This window comes from Nocardia cerradoensis NBRC 101014 (genome assembly GCF_000308535.1).
Lineage (GTDB): Bacteria > Actinomycetota > Actinomycetes > Mycobacteriales > Mycobacteriaceae > Nocardia > Nocardia cerradoensis.
Genome location: NZ_BAFW01000248.1, coordinates 1 through 16,966, shown reverse-complemented (window position 1 = coordinate 16,966; position 16,966 = coordinate 1). Strand labels below are relative to the sequence as shown.

Sequence of the window (16,966 nt, the reverse complement as noted above, 5' to 3'; positions counted from 1 at the left end):
GCCGCCAACGTGGGTTCCGAACTCGGTGGCGCGCTGGGTGGTGCGGCCAATGCTGGTGCCGGACTGGGCGGTGCGCTGGGTGGCGCGGCGGAGGCCGGTGCCGGTCTCGGCGGGCGCTGAACGCGGCTGGTCGACTTTGGGTGCGGGCCTGTCCGGTGCTGCGGGTGCGGCGACCGGGGTGGGTTCCGAACTCGGTGGCGCGCTGGGTGGCGCGGCGAACGCCGGACTGGGAGGTGCCGCCAACGCTGGTGCCGGTCTCGGTGGTGCGCTGGGTGGGGCCGCGAATGCCGGTGCGGGACTGGAAGGTTCGCTCGGGGACGCGGCTCATTTGGGTGGCGATCTGGGTGCCGGACTCGGTGGTGTGACCGAGGCGGGTGCGGGACTCGGTGGAGAACTCGGTGGTGCTGCGAATGCGGGCGCGGGACTCGGTGGTGCGCTCGGTGGAGCGGCGAATGTGGCTGGGGGACTGGGTGAGTCGCTGAGCGGTGCCGCGAATGCCGGTGCGGGTCTCGGTGGTGCCGTGGGCGGTGCCGCGAATGCCGGTGCGGGACTGGGTGGTGCCCTGAACGGTGCCGCGAATGCTGGTGCAGGTCTCGCTGGTGCCCTGGGCGGTGCCGCGAATGCTGGTGCAGGTCTCGCTGGTGCCCTGGGCGGTGCCGCGAATGCCGGTGCGGGACTCGGTGGTGCCCTCAACGGTGCGGCGAATGCAGGTGCGGGACTGGGCGGCGCGGCGAACGCCGGTGCCGGGCTCGGCGGTGCGCTGGGTGGTGCGGCGAACGCTGCCGCGGGGCTCGGGGGTGCTACCAGCATCGGAGCCGGGCTCGGTGGGGCGGTGGCCTCGGGGGCGCAGGGCGCTACCGGGTTGGAGACCGGGTTGTCGGGTGGTCTCGGTGGCGCGGTGCACAGTGGCGCCGATCTGTCCGGGGCCGCGGCTTCGGGTGCGCATGCGGCCGGGGATCTGTCGTCCTCGCTGTCGGGTGCGGCGACGTCCGGTGTGAACGGCGCGACCGGCCTGGGAACCTCGCTGTCCGGATCGGCCGATGCGGGAGTCCATACGGCCGGCGACTTGGCGACCTCGCTCTCCGGCGCCGGCGCATCGGCCGTGCACGGTGCGGGCGATCTGGGTACGTCGTTGTCCGGCGCGGGTGCCGGTGCCGTCCACAGTGCGGGCGATCTGGGTACGTCGTTGTCCGGTGCCGGTGCCGGTGCCGTCCACAGCGCCGGTGATCTGGGTACGTCGTTGTCCGGGACCGCCGCGTCGGGTGTGCACAGTGCCGGTGATCTGGGTACGTCGTTGTCCGGTACCGCCGCGTCGGGTGTGCACAGTGCCGGTGACCTGGGCACCTCGTTGTCCGGTACGGCGGAGTCCGGTCTGCACGGTGCGGGCGGCCTGTCGAGTTCGCTGTCGGGCGCGGCGGATTCGGGATTGCACGCGGGTGCCGATGCGAGCTCGGGTCTGGCGGGCTCGGTCGATTCGGGGCTGCACGCCGGCACGGATACTTCCTCCGCACTCTCGGGTACGGCCGCCGGCACCTGGTCCGGTGTCGATGTGTCGCACGCCTTCGGCAGCGGTGTCGGGACCGACATCTCCGGCGTCGGCACCTCGGGGATCGGCGGCGGCGTGGACAGCGCCCTCGGCGGATCCGCGCACGGCGGCATCGACAGCACCCTGGCTGCGGGCGGCAACAGCTCGCTGTCCGGCGGGCTGGACACCGGCGGTCACACCGATTCGAGCCTGTTCGGCGACGCGTCCGGCCATGCCTCGACCGTCACCGATACGCACGCCTCCGGTGACATCACCGGCGGACTGCTGCACTGAGGGTAGCGGCGAAATACCGGATCGAGTAACGAAACAGGTTGGGGTGCAACGAAAATGAGCAGTGTGGTCGCGGCGAACACCGCCCCGGAGGCGCCTGCCTCGCCGCTGTCGCGGATTCTCGCCGAAACCATCACCGCCGCGCGCACCGCCGATCGCGACGATCTGGTCGGCCGGCTGGAGGTGCTGGCCGCCCGGATCCGCGACCCCCGCCGCCGCATCGTGGTGGTGGGCCTGGGCAACCAGGGCAAGAGTCAGTTCGTCAACGCGCTGCTGAATCTCGACATCAGCCCGGTCGGTGACGATGCGACCACCGGGGTGCCGATCGTGCTCGCCCACGGCCCGCAGGCCCGGGCCGAGATCGTCATCACCACGCCCTCCGGTGACGAGCGGGACAATCGCCGGATATCGGTGCCGCTCAGCGATATTCACACCGTCAGGCCGCAATCTCCGCACGGCCGGGTGGCGCGGGTGGAGATCGAGCTGCCGAATCCGCTGCTGGCCGACGGGATCGTCGTCATCGACACGCCGCCGGTCGGCGGCCACGCGACGGCCACGGCCGCGACGGTTCTCGCCCTGGCCCCGGCCGCCGACGCGGTGCTGGTGCTCTCGGACGCCTCCACGGAACTGACCGAACCGGAGGTCGACTTCCTGCGGCAGGTGCGCGAATTGTGCCCGGCCGTCGCCCTGATACTCAGCAAGATCGACCTGTATCCGCACTGGCGTCAGGTCTTGCAGGCCGACCAGGCGCATCTGGAGCGAAATCGCCTGGCACTGCCGATCATTCCGGTATCGGCCCTGCTGCGCAGCCACGCCATGCGGCTGCAGGACCAGCAGCTGGGCCGGGAATCCGGCTTCGGTGTGCTGTTCGACTTCCTGCGGGAACAGGTGGTGGCCCGGGACCAGGCGGCAGCGCAGCGCGCGGTGGCGCTCGATATCTCCTCTGCCGCAGAGCATCTCGCGCTGGCGCTGAGCAGCGAGCTGGTCGCCCTGCGTGACCCCGAACGCGGTGCGGCGGCCATCCGCGAACTGCGCACCGCCAAGGCGCAGGCCGAGGAGCTGCATCGCCGGACCGCCGCCTGGCAGCAGACCCTGGGCGACGGCATCACCGATCTGGCCGGCGATATCGATCATGATCTGCGAGATCGATTGCGCGCCATCGGCAGAACCGCCGAGGAGTGGGTCGACGAGAACGATCCCGGGAGGCTGTGGGATCAGCTGGAACAGTGGCTGATGCAGACGACAGACACCGCCATCGGCGACAATCTGCTGTGGACGCATCATCGCGCCATCCACTTGGCCGAGCGGGTGGCCGAACACTTCCTGGAATTCGGCGCGGTGGATCTGCCCGCGGTGCGGTCGGGTTCGGAGCTGGAGGAATCGCGCGTGGCGGGGGTGACGCTGGCCGATCTCGAGCCGGATCTCGGCATCGGCCACAAACTGCTCGTCGGTATGCGTGGTTCCTACGGCGGCATGGTGATGATCGGTCTGGCCAGTACGGTCGCCGGCCTGGCCCTGATCAATCCGGTCTCACTGGGCGCGGGTGTGCTGCTGGGCGGCAAGGCGTTTCGCGACGACAAGCGGGAGCGGCTGGCCCGCAAGCGCAGCGAGGCGAAGATGGCGGTGCGCCGCTACCTCGACGATGTGAGTTTCGAGGCGGGGAAGGAGTCGCGCGACCGGCTGCACCGCATCCATCGCATTCTCCGCGATCACTTCACCGGAATCGCCGACCGGAGCCTGCGCTCGATCAACGATTCGCTGCAGGCCGCGCAGGACGCCGCCGGAGTGGCCAACGCACAGCGGGCCGAGCGGTGCGCGGAACTCGAGCGGCAATTGCGCGTGGTGGCCGAACTGCGACGTCATGCCGATGTGATGCTGCCGCCCGCGGGTGCGTCCGGGCGTCATGCGCGCGGGGCGCAGTCGTAACCACGGCACCGGGATTCCCAGACTGCTCGGGTACGGTCGACGCGTGAGTTACCAGGTCAGCGACCAGACGCCGGGCATCGTGGGGGAGGCGCGCCGGTTGGTGTCGGCCGCCCGCCAGGCCTATGCGCCGCGTTCGCGCCCCGCGCGATGCTCGGTGACTGCGCGCGCCGTCTCGACCAACCGCTGCGGGTCGCGCTGGCCGGGCAGCTCAAGGCGGGTAAGTCGACATTGCTGAATGCGCTGGTCGGCCAGGACATCGCGCCGACCGATGCCACCGAGTGCACCCGGATGGTGACCTGGTACCGCCACGGCCCGGCGCCGCGGGTGAGTGCCCTGGCCACCGACGGCGCGAGCGCCGATGTGGTGGTGCGGCGCACCCCCGGTGCCGACGGCCTGCCCGGCGCGCACGGCTTGAGCTTCGACCTGTCGGCGCTGCGCTGGAACGCCGCCGGTGAGCACGAGGTCGACCATCTGGATGTGCAGTGGCCGGCCGCCACCCTGGCCCGCACCACCATCATCGACACCCCGGGGACCTCGTCGCTGTCGCGGGAGGTGTCGCTGCGCACCTCGCGCCTGCTGACGCCCGACGAGGATGCGGCGGTGACGGTGCCCGAGGCCGACGCGGTCGTCTATCTGCTGCGCCGGCTGGACGCCTCCGATATCGGATTCCTGGAGCGCATCGGCGCCGGAGGTGCTGCCCGGCAGGGTGTTTCGGGACCGCTCGGCGTGATCGGAGTGGTCTCCCGGGCCGACGAGATCGGCGCCGGCCGCATCGATGCCCTGCATTCGGCTCGCGAGGTCTCGGCCCGGTTCGCCACCGAACTGGAACGAACCGGGTTGTGCCAGGCGGTGATTCCGGTCGCCGGTCTGCTCGCCTTCGCCGGCGCGACGCTGCGGCAGCGCGAATTCGATGCCTTCGAGACGCTGGCGCGGATCTCGGTGGACGATCTGAGCATCGCGCTGCTGTCCGCGGACCGATTCGCCCATCCGGAGTTGCCGCTGCCGGTGCCGGCGGATCTGCGGGCGCATCTCGCGGCCCGGTTCGGCCTGTTCGGCATCCGCATGGCGGTGACGCTGATCCGCCTGGGGGTGCGCGATTCCGCCACGCTGGCCCGGGAACTCGCCGAGCGCAGCGGTGTGGAGGAACTGCGCACGGTGCTGGATGTGCAGTTCGCCCAGCGAGCCGATCAGCTGAAGGCGCATTCGGCGTTGACGGCGGTGGCGCGGATCGTGGCCGCCCATCCGGGTACGCGCGCCGACGACCTGCTGCCACAGATCAACAGCCTGTTGGCGGATGTGCACGGATTCGCCGAGCTGCGTCTGCTCGGGCGGTTGCGCACCGACGAATTGCCCCTGCCTGCCGACGATGTCACCGAGTTGTACCGGTTGATCGGCGGTTCCGGCGTGGCACCGCACCTGCGCCTGGGGCTGCCGCCGGACGCTCCGGGCGGTGAAGTGCAGGCGCACGCGGTGGCGGCGGTGCGGAAGTGGCGTGGTCGGGCGCGCCATCCGCTGGCCGACCGATTCACCACCGAGGCCTGCCTGACCGCGGCGCGGAGCGCGGAGGGCATCGTCGATCAGTTGCGGGAACCGGAAACCACGCCGATGAGCCGGGTGCGCCCGCCGCGCGCCCGCTGACCCTCAGTGCTGTGATGTGTCACGCATCACATTGAGTGCCTGTCACAACCTCGTCCGGCCCGTGTCGAAACCGGATGTACGGGCCGAAGAATCGGCCGGGCACCGATCCGAGGACACATCATGCCGACCGTCGTGACTCTCGATTCCTTCGTCAACTACCGCGAGAGCGGCACCGGACCGGTTCCGGTGGTCTTCCTGCACGGCAACCCCACCTCGTCGTATCTGTGGCGCAACGTGATTCCGCACGTCGACCCGCTGACCCGGGTGCTGGCGCCGGATCTGATCGGGATGGGGGAGTCGGGCAAGCCCGATATCGCCTACCGGTTCGCCGATCACGCCCGCTACCTCGACGCCTGGTTCGATGCCCTGGACCTGGAGGAGGTCGTGCTCGTGGGCCACGACTGGGGTGGTGCGCTGGGGATGGACTGGGCCGCGCGGCATGCCGAGCGGGTGCGCGGCGTCGCGGTGCTCGAGACGTTCTTGCGGCCGCCGCGCTGGTCCGAGATGCCCGAACAGGGCGCGGAGCTGTTCCGGCGGTTCCGGTCACCGGAGGGCGAACAGATGATCCTGCGCGACAACATGTTCATCGAATTCAATCTCCCGTTCGGCGCCCGCAGCCTGACTCCGGCCGACCTGGACGTGTATCGCGCGCCCTATCCGACGCCGGAGTCCCGACGGCCGATGTTGGTGTGGCCCAGAGAGATTCCTTTTGACGGCGAGCCCGCCGACGTCGCCGCCGTCATGGCGGACTACGGCCGCTGGATGGCTGCCACACCGGATATCCCCAAGCTGGTGATGGCTGTGGATGCCGGCGTCGGCCTCGGATCGTCGGACGCGGTGGAGTGGGCGCGGCGGACGTTCGCCGCGGTCGAGGTCGTCGGAATCGGTGCGGCCGGACACCACGCACCCGAGGACCGTCCCGACGCGATAGGGGCGGCCGTCGCGACCTGGCTGCGCGATTCGCGGCTCACGCAACCCCGGGCCGAGGCCCGGGCAACACGGCAGTGACCTGCGACGTTGCGGTACCGTCCGCGGCACCGCACGATAGGTCGATGAGCGTTGACGACGCCGATGAGCGGGTGGCCGAAACCGCCCTGGTCGATCGCGCCGTGGCCGGTGACCGGAGCGCCGTCACCGAGGTGGTGCGACTGCTGCAGGATCCGCTGTACCGCTTGGCATTACGGATGACCGGCAATCCGTCCGACGCCGAGGACGCGGTGCAGGAGATCCTGCTGCGCGCTGTCGGCAATCTCGCGAGCTGGCGCGGCGAGGCGAAGCTGACGACCTGGGCCTATCGCATCGGCGTCAACCATCTGCTGAATCAACGCCGCCGCAGCCCGCAGGAATCGGCACATCTGGATCTGGACGGCTTCGGCGCCAATCTGCTGGAGGGGCTTGCCGAACAGGATTATCGGGGCCCCGAGGCGACGGTGCTCACCCGGGAGGTCCGGCTCGTCTGCAGCCAGGCGATGCTGCAATGTCTCGCTCGTGACGAGCGGGTCGCGTTCGTCCTCGCCGATGTCTTCGAACTGTCCTCGGCCGAGGCCGCGTGGATTCTCGGTATCGGCGCGGCGGCCTATCGGAAACGATTGGAACGGGCGCGAACTCGGCTCGGCAACTTCCTCGACTCCACCTGCGGGGTGGCGAATCCGGCAGCACCGTGCCGATGTTCGCGCCGCGTGCGGACCGCCGTCGATCAGGGCCGGGTGCGGCCCGGCAGGCCCGGCCTCGCCGGTCATCCGGTGACGCCAGGTGGTCGCAGTGCGGCCGATGCCGAAGCGCAGATGGCCGGCCTGCACGATGCCGCGTCGATCCTGCGGGCTCATCCGGACTACGCGCTGCCGCCGGCCCGGCTGGCGGCGATCGCGAGCCTGCTGGACTCCGGACGCTTTCCCTTGCTCGACCGCTGAACGATCACACGTCGATCAGTGAACTCGACGGGTCCACAAGGATTTTCGCGTGCTGTTCGGGACTGCCCAGAGCGGTGAAGGCATTGTCGACCCCGGCCAATCCCACCGTGCCGGTGATCAGCGGGGCCGGGTCGACCTTCCCGTCGGCGATCATGTGCAGGGTGTCGCGGAATTCGCCCGGGTCGTAGCCGAAGGCGAAGCGCAGTTCGATCTCCTTGTTGATCGCCATCGCGGGCCGGAAACGGTCGGTCTCCATACACACTCCGACGACCACGATGCGGGTCAAAGGCGGTGCGTCGGTGAGCAATCGGTCGATGATGCCCGGTACGCCCACACATTCGAACACCACCGGCCCGCCCGGCGCCGCGTCCAGGCTGTGCGCGAGGCGGAACAGATACCACCAGGGCAGTTTCGGGATGCTGCGCAGTCGCGTCATGGTGTCGAAACCGAGATTGAGGATATCGGTGACGCCGGAGATGCGGCTCTTCGCGGGGTTGGCCGTCCACGGCGATTCCAGATTCGGATCCACCACCACATTCGCACCACACCGGCGCGCCAGTTCGCGGCGGCGCGGTGAGAAGTCGCTGGCGACAATATTTTTCACGCCGGCGGCGCTTAGCATGCTGATGACCGCGAGGCCGATCGGCCCGCACCCGACCACGAACGCGGGCTGGTTGCGACCGACCCGCCCCTTGCGCACCGCGTGCCAGGCGACGGCCATCGGCTCGGTCAGCGCCGCATGGTCGGTGGCCAGCCCGTTGGGGACCGGGAACGTCATGGATTCCTGCACCACGACCTGTTCGGCGTAACCGCCCGGCGCCTGCTCCGACAGCCCGGTGAGTTCGGGTGTGCGCCCGTTACGCACGATCGGCAATGCCACCACCCGGGTGCCCGGCCGCCAGCGTTTGCGGCAGCCGGGGCCGTATTCGACGATCTCCCCGACGAATTCGTGTCCGAGTACCACACGCTGATGGGAGCGCATGAAATTCGGATAACCGGTGACCGCCGCGAGCTCGGCCAATTCGTCACAGTGCAGGCGGGCGTGCAGATCGGATCCGCAGATCCCGCATCGTGACACCGCGATCACCAGTTGGCCGGGCCCGGGTTTCGGCGCCGGGATATCCGCGACTTCCAGCTTGCCTTCCGAACACACCACGGCCTTCATATCCGCACGGTACCGCGCGGGATGTGCCGAATCAGCGGGATTGCGGAGGAACACCCGCGGACGAACTGTCCAGATTTCCCAGCAGGTCGACCAGTCCACCCGTCATGAGCGCGGCGGCGGCGCGGCCGCCACCTGCCGGAAAGACCTCAGAGGCCGGGGGTCGTCCCGGTCCCGCTCCGACACGCCGGGATACGGATGCCGAGTCGCTACCATCCAGGGGTGAGCTCTTCTGGGTCCGGAATGCCGGGTATGCCCGCACCCGGCAGCATGCGGGCCCGCGATATGGACCGAGTTCAAGCGCGCACCCTGCTCGACGCCGCCTTCGACGAGGGCCAACTGGGCGCCGACGAATACCACGACCGGTCCGACCGCGCGGCCACCGCGAAGACCGTCGGCGAACTGCGGAATCTGGTCGGCGATCTGCAACCGCCCGCCGGCGGTGCGCAATGGACGCCGCCGCCGGGCCCGCCCCGGCGGACGGGCCGCTATCCGGCGCACATCCGTGCCCGCGACGCCGACCGGGCCGAAACCTGCCGCGCCCTCGACACCGCCTTGGCCGACGGCCAGCTCTCGGCGGCGGAACACCAGACCCTCACCGATCTGACCGCGGCCGCCGAAACCCTCGGCGATCTGGCCGAATTGACCGCCGATCTGCAACGCCCCGCCGAGGCGCCGATCGATCCGCGGGCGGGGAGGCAGAGCCGGACGGCGTGGTTCGCGGGCGCCGTGGCGGTGGCCGTGACGGCCGCGGCGGTGGGTGGATATCTGCTGACCCATCGGGTCGCCCCCGTGCCCGAACCGGTGGTGGCCGCGGCGCCGCAGGTGGTGCGGCCCATGGTGATCGAGACGCCCGACCTGACCACGGTGGCCGGTTTCGAGAAGTTCCGCAGCGACTACCAGGCGAAATTCGGCGACACCACCGTCGATAACCTGTCGCTCTTCCCGGATCATGCTTCGGTCGACCGCACCTCCGCGCGGCAGCCGAATCGGGTGGCCGACTACTCCTATCGGGGTGGATTCATGCTGTCGACCGCCGTCACCACGCGTTCGGCCGACAAGCCGATCTTCGACCTCGCCGCTGTGAACACGTCCGCGCTGGGCGATCTGATCGCGCGGGCGGTACCGCTGCTGAAGGTCCCCGGCGGCGCGGTGAGTCATATCGGCATGGGCATCGACACCATCAGCAAGGTGCCGACGATCAGCATCTACGTCGGCAATTCGTTCAACGAGAACGCGTACCTGGAGGCCACGCCCGCAGGCGATCCGATTCGCGTCTATCCATTCCACACATAGGTGCCGCCGATGGGAACCTTCGACACATCCCGCCGTACCGGCGCGTCCTCCGGCGCCGCGAACAGCGCTCTGCGCGTGCGTGATTCGGATCGCGTCGACGCCTGCGCACTGCTGGACGCCGCCCGCGACGACGGCCAGCTCTCCGAAGGCGATCACCAGCGGCGCACCGCGGCGGCGATGAGCGCCCGCACCTTCGCCGACCTGGAGAAGGTGATCGGCGATCTGCAGATTCCGGCCAATCTGATCGATGCCCCTGTCGTGCGCCCGGCGCGGCGACGCCGGTCCAGGCGTTGGATGGTGGCCGGTGGGGCCGTGGCGGCCGCGGCATCGATCGGAATGTTCTGCGGCTGGGTGAGCAGTGACAACGGTCCGCTCGCCGATCACACGCCGCCGGATATGACGACCGCCGCAGGGATCGAAACGTTCCTCTCCGATTACCGTCAGCACTACGGCGATCTGCTTGCCGACGACGTGACGCTGATGCCGGACCACGCCTCGATCGAGCGGCCCCGCCCGGGCGATCCGTCGACCACCGAAAGGGCCTCCTACAAGGGCGAATTCGACACCTGGACGACCAGCAACCGCGATCCGAAACTCGCGCCGATCGACCTCGCCACGATCGATGTGCCGAAGTTGGCGGCACTGCTGGCCGGAGCGCCGGGGACCGTCGGGTCACCGCAGACGAAGGTCAGCCATCTGATCATCGGTCGCGACAGCTCCGCACCCGACCACCCGCCGACGGTCACCATCTTCACCGAAGGTGCCCGCAGTGGGCACCTGGTGGTCGCGCCGTCCGGCGAACCGCTGGTGGTCTTCAAGTCCCAGCCGTGAGGCAGTGAACGTCCAGCCGTGAGGCAGTGAACGCCGGACCCGTCCTCCCCGGCGGGTTTCACCTGCGCGTCTCGGGTTAGCCGGGAAGTGAATCGCCGGGTCGACGAAAGTGGGGTGTCGCAGATGAGCGGGAACGAGGATCGGATCGCCCGGGAACTGCTCGACCGAGCGGGGACCACCTATGCGGCCGAGGCGGGAATCTCCCTCGCCGACAAACCGGCCCCGCTGTTCCAGTTGCTGGTGCTGGCACATCTGATGAGCGCCCCGATCACCGCCGATATCGCCGTCGCCGCCGCGCGCGAACTGAGAACGAGCGGCTACCGCACCCCGCAGCGCGTCGCCGAGGCCGACTGGCAGGACCTCGTCGACGCGCTGGGTCGCGGCCACTACCGCCGCTACGACGAATCGACCGCCACCCGGCTCGGGGAGAACGCCACGATCCTGCTCGACCGCTACCACGGCGATATGCGGAAACTGGCCGACGAAGCGGATCGCGACCCGGATCGACTGGCCGAACTACTGCAGCAGTTCAAGGGCATCGGGCCGACCGGCGCCGAGATCTTCCTGCGCGAGGTGCAGGACGTCTGGACCTGGGTGCGCCCGCATTTCGACGACCGGGCCCGTAAGGGCGCCGATCTGCTGCATCTGTCGACCGATCCGAAGCGGCTCGATCGCCTGGGCCGTTCCGGCCACGACGCGGAACTGGCCGCCGCGCTGGTCCGGGTGAGTTTGGACAAGGATCTCGCCGACCAGGTCCTCGCGGCCGTCGGTTGAGCCCAGGGAAATCGAAAGGCCTGGTCATTCGCGTCTCGCGGTATCCGGCCGGATGATCGCCGCTGGGGCGGGAAAATTTTTCGCCGCGCCGGGAATGAACCGTCCGCCCCGCTCGTTGAGCTGTTCGACGCAAGGTTGAGTGCAAGCGACTCAAGTCTCTGGTTGACTCCGACGGGATCGGGGGGCAGGATTGAGCCGACCACGCTCAGTGTTGCTGAGGACCGTGCTCCGTGCGGTGTCAGGGGCCACCTCTACACATACGGGAAGGTCCGACCGGCACGAACACAGTGCCGCGCGCAGGGTCGCCCCTGCACCACACACAGTTACATCACCTAGGAGGAACCACTATGGCTCGTGCGGTCGGTATCGACCTCGGGACCACGAACTCGGTCATCGCTGTTCTCGAAGGCGGTGAGCCGGTCGTCGTCGCCAACTCGGAAGGTTCGCGCACCACCCCGTCGGTCGTCGCGTTCGCCAAGAACGGAGAGGTTCTCGTCGGGCAGCCGGCGAAGAACCAGGCGGTGACCAACGTCGATCGCACCATCAAGTCCGTCAAGCGCCACATGGGCGAGGACTGGACCGTGGAGATCGACGACAAGAAGTACACGGCGCAGGAGATCAGCGCCCGTACCCTCATGAAGCTCAAGCGCGACGCCGAGGCCTACCTGGGCGAGGAGATCACCGACGCGGTGATCACCGTGCCCGCCTACTTCGAGGACGCGCAGCGCCAGGCCACCAAGGAGGCCGGCCAGATCGCGGGCCTGAACGTCCTGCGCATCGTCAACGAGCCGACCGCCGCCGCGCTGGCGTACGGCCTGGACAAGGGCGACAAAGAGCAGACCATCCTGGTCTTCGACCTCGGTGGCGGCACCTTCGACGTCTCGCTGCTGGAGATCGGCGAGGGCGTCGTCGAGGTTCGTGCCACCTCCGGTGACAACCACCTCGGTGGCGACGACTGGGACAACCGGATCGTCACCTGGCTGGTGGACAAGTTCAAGGCCAGCTCGGGCATCGACCTGACCAAGGACAAGATGGCCCTGCAGCGGCTGCGTGAGGCCGCGGAGAAGGCAAAGATCGAGCTGAGCTCCTCGCAGAGCACCTCGATCAACCTGCCCTACATCACCGTGGACGCGGAGAAGAACCCGCTGTTCCTCGACGAGCAGCTGACTCGCGCCGAGTTCCAGAAGATCACCTCCGACCTGCTGGATCGCACCCGGGCGCCGTTCCAGTCGGTGATCAAGGACGCCGGTATCTCGGTCAAGGACATCGACCACGTCGTGCTCGTCGGTGGCTCCACCCGTATGCCCGCGGTCTCCGAGCTGGTCAAGGAACTGACCGGCGGCAAGGAGCCCAACAAGGGCGTGAACCCGGACGAGGTCGTCGCCGTCGGCGCCGCCCTGCAGGCCGGTGTGCTCAAGGGTGAGGTCAAGGACGTCCTGCTGCTCGATGTCACCCCGCTGTCGCTGGGTATCGAGACCAAGGGTGGCGTGATGACCAAGCTCATCGAGCGCAACACCACCATCCCGACCAAGCGGTCGGAGACCTTCACCACGGCCGACGACAACCAGCCGTCCGTGCAGATCCAGGTCTTCCAGGGTGAGCGCGAAATCGCCTCGCACAACAAGCTGCTCGGCTCCTTCGAGCTGACCGGCATCCCGCCGGCCCCGCGTGGTGTGCCGCAGATCGAGGTCACCTTCGACATCGACGCCAACGGCATCGTCCACGTCACCGCGAAGGACAAGGGCACCGGTAAGGAGAACACGATCAAGATCCAGGACGGCTCCGGCCTGTCCAAGGAGGAGATCGACCGGATGATCAAGGACGCCGAGGCGCACGCGGCCGAGGACAAGTCGCGTCGCGAGGAGGCGGAGACCCGCAACCAGGCGGAGTCGCTGGTCCACCAGACCGAGAAGTTCATCGCGGACAACTCCGACAAGGTGCCGGCCGAGACCAAGGAGAAGGTCGAAGCGGCCATCGCCGAGGCCAAGCAGGCACTGCAGGGCAGCGACATCGCCGCGGTGAAGTCCGCGGTGGAGAAGCTGGCCACCGAATCGCAGGCCCTGGGCCAGGCCATCTACGAGGCTTCGGCCGCAGAGGGTGGCGCCGCCGCCGACGGTGCGGGCAACGCGTCCGCCGGTGACGACACCGTGGTGGACGCCGAGGTCGTGGAAGAGCCGGAGAAGAAGTGACGGAACAGAACCCGAAAGAGGAGCCGGTCACCATCGTCGACAACCGAAAGATCGACCAGGACGGGAAACCGTCCGCTCCGCAGGGTGATGTGAGCGAGGCCGCAGCCGGAAACGACACGGCTTCGGCCTCCGCTTCGGCCGCCGAGGGTGACGCCCTCGCCGACAGCATCAGCGCCGAATTGTCGGAGCGCACTGCCGATCTGCAGCGGCTGACCGCGGAGTACGCGAACTACCGCCGCCGCGTCGATCGCGACCGCAAGGCCGCCATCGATTCGGCCAAGGCCGCGGTGGTCACCGAATTGCTCGGTGTACTCGACGATCTGGATCGTGCCCGTGCCCACGGCGATCTCGAGTCCGGACCGCTGAAGTCGGTCGCGGACAAGCTCGCCGACGCGCTGCAGAAGCAGGGCCTCGAGGAATTCGGTGCCGAGGGTGAACCTTTCGACCCGACCCTGCACGAGGCCGTCCAGCACGAGGGCGAGGGACACAACCCGGTGATCGGGGTGGTCATGCGTAAGGGTTACCGCTTCGGCGACCGCGTCCTGCGCCATGCGCTGGTCGGAGTCACCGATGGGGTAGCGGATCTGTCCGACTCGTCGGACACTGCGAATGCCGGCCGAGATGCCGACGGTGCCGAGTAACACACAGTCGCGCAACGTGACGGAAGGAGGAGATGCCCGGTGAATCGGGAGTGGCTGGAAAAGGACTTCTACAAAGAGCTGGGTATTTCCTCCGGCGCGACCCAGGACGAGATCAAGAAGGCCTACCGGAAACTGGCCCGGGATCTGCATCCGGACAAGAATCCGGGAGATACCAAGGCCGAGGAGCGCTTCAAGGCGGTCAGCGAGGCGCACGCCGTGCTGGCCGATCCGGAGAAGCGCAAGGAGTACGACGAGGCCCGGCGGTTGTTCGCCAGCGGCGGTTTCGGCCGCGGCGGCTACGCACCGGGTGGTGGCTACGCCGGCGGTGGTGGCTTCTCCAACGAATTCAACCTGGGTGACATCTTCGGCGGTGCGGCCGCCGGCGCGGGCGACGGCGGTCTGGGGGATATCCTCGGCGGCCTGTTCAACCGCGGCGGCACCCGGACCACGTCCCGCCCGCGACGGGGTAGCGATGTGGAGACCGAGACGACTCTCGGATTCCGCGAGGCCGCCCAGGGTGTGACCGTTCCGCTGCGGATGACCAGTCCGTCGCCGTGTACGACCTGTCACGGCAGCGGCGCCAAGCCGGGCACCAGCCCGCGAGTGTGCCCGCACTGCAACGGAACCGGCGTGATCAGCCGCAACCAGGGCGCGTTCGGGTTCAGCGAACCCTGTGACGACTGCCGTGGGACGGGCTCGATCATCGACGATCCCTGCACCGACTGTCACGGCACCGGTATCCAGAACCGGACCCGCACCATCACCGTGCGCATCCCGCCCGGGGTGCGCGACGGGCAGCGGATCCGGCTGGCCGGTCAGGGCGAGGCGGGTCTGCGCGGCGCGCCGGCGGGTGACCTGTACGTCACCGTGCACGTCAGCCAGGACAAGGTCTTCGGCCGCAACGGCGACGACCTGACCCTGGTGCTGCCGGTCAGCTACAGCGAATTGGTGTTGGGTACAACGGTTTCCGTGCCTACACTGGAAGGCAGAGTCGGGGTGAAGGTGCCACCCGGCACCGCCGACGGCCGGACGCTGCGGGTGCGCGGGCGCGGTGTGCCCAAGCGCGGCGGCGGCGCCGGTGACCTGCTGGTCACGGTGAAGGTCGCGGTACCGCAGAAGCTGGACGACGAAGCCTCCGAGGCGCTACGGCGCTACGCGGAGGCGGAGAAGGCCGGCGGGTTCGACCCGCGCGCAGGTTGGGCAGGTGCGTAATGAACGGTGATCCGAAGAATCGGGCAACCGGCACCGAGTACTTCATGATCTCGGTGGCGGCTCAGCTGGCGGGAATGCACGCGCAGACGCTGCGGACCTACGACAGGCTGGGACTGGTTACGCCGCAACGCACTTCCGGCGGCGGCCGGCGTTATTCGTCACGAGATGTGGAACTGCTCCGCGAGGTGCAGCGCCTGTCCCAGGACGAGGGCGTCAACCTGGCCGGGATCAAGCGGATCATCGAACTCACCAATCAGGTCGAGGCGCTGCAGCAGCGGGTGGGTGAATTGACCGCCGAGGTCGACCGCCTGCGGGCCGGGCACCGGCCCGATCTGACTCCGCCGCAACGCAGTACCGCACTGGTGGTGTGGCAGCCGCGCAACAAACGGCGGTAGACAGGGTCGGCGCGGCGCCCGTTCCGCGGCCGAATACACACTGTGCGACAGCGTCCCCGACCGGGGACGCTGTTCGCGTCCCGGGATGCCGGACGGTTGCCCAGCATGCGACCGGCAAATCTGAAAATCGCGTATCGAACCATGCGCGACCACTCCCGGACACGCCGAAATATATGGCGTGTCACGGTCTTTGAGTCCGTTTCCAGGGGCCTACACACCCGCGGACCTTGGTTCGGCCGAATTACCTCCCTGTTGTTCCATCAGTGCGTCCCGCGTCCGGCAAACCTCGCCTACACTCGGTCACCATCGGCTGCGCCGCGTGTCCGGCGGCACCGCGCTCACCGGACCGGCCCGTGTTCGACGTGCGAAATGGGGTTGTGGACAGATGGATTCGCGGACCGTCGCGTTGATCAGAACGACGTTCAAGGCGGTGGCCGCGGAGGACGGCGGCCCCGAACAGCTCGCCCGCTCCTTCTACGCCCTGCTGTTCACCGAATATCCGCAGCTCCGGGACTTCTTCCCCGCCGCCCTGGAGGTGCAGCGCGACCGGCTGGTCAAGGCCATCGGCTATGCCGTGGACCGGCTGGAGGAGCCCGAGCAGCTACTGCCCTTCCTGGCCCAGCTCGGTCGTGATCATCGCAAATACGGCGTCGTGGCCGAACATTATGCCGCCGTGGGCAATTCGCTCAAAAGCGCCTTGCGAGCCCACGCCGGGACCGAATTGTGGACCGACGAGGTGGAGCAGGCCTGGGACGCCGGCCTCGGGCTGATCAGCGAGACGATGATCGGCGCCGCCGAACTGGAGACGACGCCGCCGGTCTGGACCGGAACCGTCGTCGAACATCGCGAGGTGCTGTGCAATCTGGTCGTCGTGCGGCTGCGGCTCGACCAGCCCATGTCCTATGCGGCCGGACAATATGTGAGCGTGCAGATCCCGGCCCGCCCGCGGATGTGGCGATATCTGTCCCCGGCGATTCCGGCGAATCCCCAGGGCGAGATCGAATTCCATATTCGCAGCGTCAGCGGCGGCTGGGTGAGTCCGGCGATGGTCGGCCACACCGCGATCGGCGACCAGTGGCTGCTCGGGGCGCCGCTGGGCGGGCTCGGGGTGCCGCGCAACACGCGTCGCAAGATGCTGATGGTCGGCTGCGGCACCGGAATCGCGCCGCTGCGTGC

Annotated in this window: 13 protein-coding genes and 1 pseudogene; 13 read left to right on the top strand and 1 reads right to left on the bottom strand. The window is 68.7% G+C overall.

Annotated features, from left to right (window positions below; all coding sequences use genetic code 11):
- From ON23_RS36140 to ON23_RS26250, 5 genes and pseudogenes are all read left to right on the top strand, one after another.
- Positions 1 to 1,819 (top strand): hypothetical protein (locus ON23_RS36140; RefSeq protein WP_218001118.1); only part of this gene is annotated, 1,819 nt, incomplete at its 5' end.
- A 54-nt stretch (positions 1,820 to 1,873) separates the two neighbouring features.
- Entirely contained in the window at positions 1,874 to 3,742 is a 1,869-nt protein-coding gene (locus tag ON23_RS26265; RefSeq protein ID WP_039781463.1) for a dynamin family protein, read from the top strand.
- Between the two features lie 79 nt (positions 3,743 to 3,821).
- Positions 3,822 to 5,380: pseudogene (locus ON23_RS26260) on the top strand (dynamin family protein).
- A gap of 120 nt (positions 5,381 to 5,500) precedes the next feature.
- Positions 5,501 to 6,388, top strand: a complete 888-nt coding sequence (locus ON23_RS26255; RefSeq protein ID WP_039781462.1) for a haloalkane dehalogenase — start codon at positions 5,501 to 5,503, stop codon at positions 6,386 to 6,388.
- 44 nt (positions 6,389 to 6,432) lie between these two features.
- Positions 6,433 to 7,290, top strand: a complete 858-nt coding sequence (locus ON23_RS26250) for an RNA polymerase sigma factor (RefSeq protein ID WP_039781461.1) — start codon at positions 6,433 to 6,435, stop codon at positions 7,288 to 7,290.
- A 4-nt stretch (positions 7,291 to 7,294) separates the two neighbouring features.
- On the opposite strand, the gene ON23_RS26245 is transcribed toward ON23_RS26250, so the two are convergent.
- Positions 7,295 to 8,455: a zinc-binding dehydrogenase gene (locus ON23_RS26245; RefSeq protein WP_039781472.1), complete on the bottom strand. Its 1,161-nt coding sequence runs from the start codon at positions 8,453 to 8,455 to the stop codon at positions 7,295 to 7,297.
- A gap of 219 nt (positions 8,456 to 8,674) precedes the next feature.
- On the opposite strand from ON23_RS26245, the gene ON23_RS26240 reads away from it, so the two are divergent.
- The 8 genes from ON23_RS26240 to ON23_RS26205 all read left to right on the top strand — a co-directional run.
- On the top strand, positions 8,675 to 9,748 hold the full coding sequence (locus ON23_RS26240; RefSeq protein WP_167331898.1) for a DUF1707 SHOCT-like domain-containing protein: 1,074 nt from the start codon (positions 8,675 to 8,677) through the stop codon (positions 9,746 to 9,748).
- A gap of 9 nt (positions 9,749 to 9,757) precedes the next feature.
- Positions 9,758 to 10,579, top strand: coding sequence for a DUF1707 SHOCT-like domain-containing protein (locus ON23_RS26235; protein ID WP_063821335.1), 822 nt, complete (start codon positions 9,758 to 9,760; stop codon positions 10,577 to 10,579).
- Positions 10,580 to 10,702: 123 nt separating this feature from the next.
- Positions 10,703 to 11,353, top strand: a complete 651-nt coding sequence (locus ON23_RS26230) for an HhH-GDP family DNA glycosylase (RefSeq protein ID WP_039781467.1) — start codon at positions 10,703 to 10,705, stop codon at positions 11,351 to 11,353.
- 347 nt (positions 11,354 to 11,700) lie between these two features.
- Positions 11,701 to 13,542, top strand: a complete 1,842-nt coding sequence (dnaK, locus tag ON23_RS26225) for a molecular chaperone DnaK (RefSeq protein WP_030516678.1) — start codon at positions 11,701 to 11,703, stop codon at positions 13,540 to 13,542.
- Positions 13,539 to 14,183 carry a nucleotide exchange factor GrpE gene (gene grpE / locus ON23_RS26220; RefSeq protein ID WP_039781460.1) on the top strand — a complete coding sequence of 215 codons (645 nt, stop codon included), beginning with the start codon at positions 13,539 to 13,541 and terminating at the stop codon, positions 14,181 to 14,183. The genes dnaK and grpE overlap by 4 nt, the downstream gene beginning before the upstream one ends.
- Before the next feature lie 39 nt (positions 14,184 to 14,222).
- Complete coding sequence (dnaJ, locus tag ON23_RS26215; protein ID WP_039781459.1) at positions 14,223 to 15,395, top strand: molecular chaperone DnaJ; 1,173 nt, start codon at positions 14,223 to 14,225, stop codon at positions 15,393 to 15,395.
- Positions 15,395 to 15,790 (top strand): heat shock protein transcriptional repressor HspR, encoded by a 396-nt coding sequence (locus ON23_RS26210; RefSeq protein ID WP_039781458.1) that lies wholly within the window; start codon positions 15,395 to 15,397, stop codon positions 15,788 to 15,790. The genes dnaJ and ON23_RS26210 overlap by 1 nt, the downstream gene beginning before the upstream one ends.
- Before the next feature lie 385 nt (positions 15,791 to 16,175).
- The coding region (locus ON23_RS26205; RefSeq protein ID WP_039781456.1) for a globin domain-containing protein at positions 16,176 to 16,966 on the top strand (791 nt) is incomplete at its 3' end.

Coding starts and splice junctions, on each gene's coding strand:
- ON23_RS26265 (WP_039781463.1), top strand. CDS start 1,874: ATGAGCAGTGTGGTCGCGGCGAACACCGCCCCGGAGGCGCCTGCCTCG.
- ON23_RS26255 (WP_039781462.1), top strand. CDS start 5,501: ATGCCGACCGTCGTGACTCTCGATTCCTTCGTCAACTACCGCGAGAGC.
- ON23_RS26250 (WP_039781461.1), top strand. CDS start 6,433: ATGAGCGTTGACGACGCCGATGAGCGGGTGGCCGAAACCGCCCTGGTC.
- ON23_RS26245 (WP_039781472.1), bottom strand. CDS start 8,455: ATGAAGGCCGTGGTGTGTTCGGAAGGCAAGCTGGAAGTCGCGGATATC.
- ON23_RS26235 (WP_063821335.1), top strand. CDS start 9,758: ATGGGAACCTTCGACACATCCCGCCGTACCGGCGCGTCCTCCGGCGCC.
- ON23_RS26230 (WP_039781467.1), top strand. CDS start 10,703: ATGAGCGGGAACGAGGATCGGATCGCCCGGGAACTGCTCGACCGAGCG.
- dnaK (WP_030516678.1), top strand. CDS start 11,701: ATGGCTCGTGCGGTCGGTATCGACCTCGGGACCACGAACTCGGTCATC.
- ON23_RS26210 (WP_039781458.1), top strand. CDS start 15,395: ATGAACGGTGATCCGAAGAATCGGGCAACCGGCACCGAGTACTTCATG.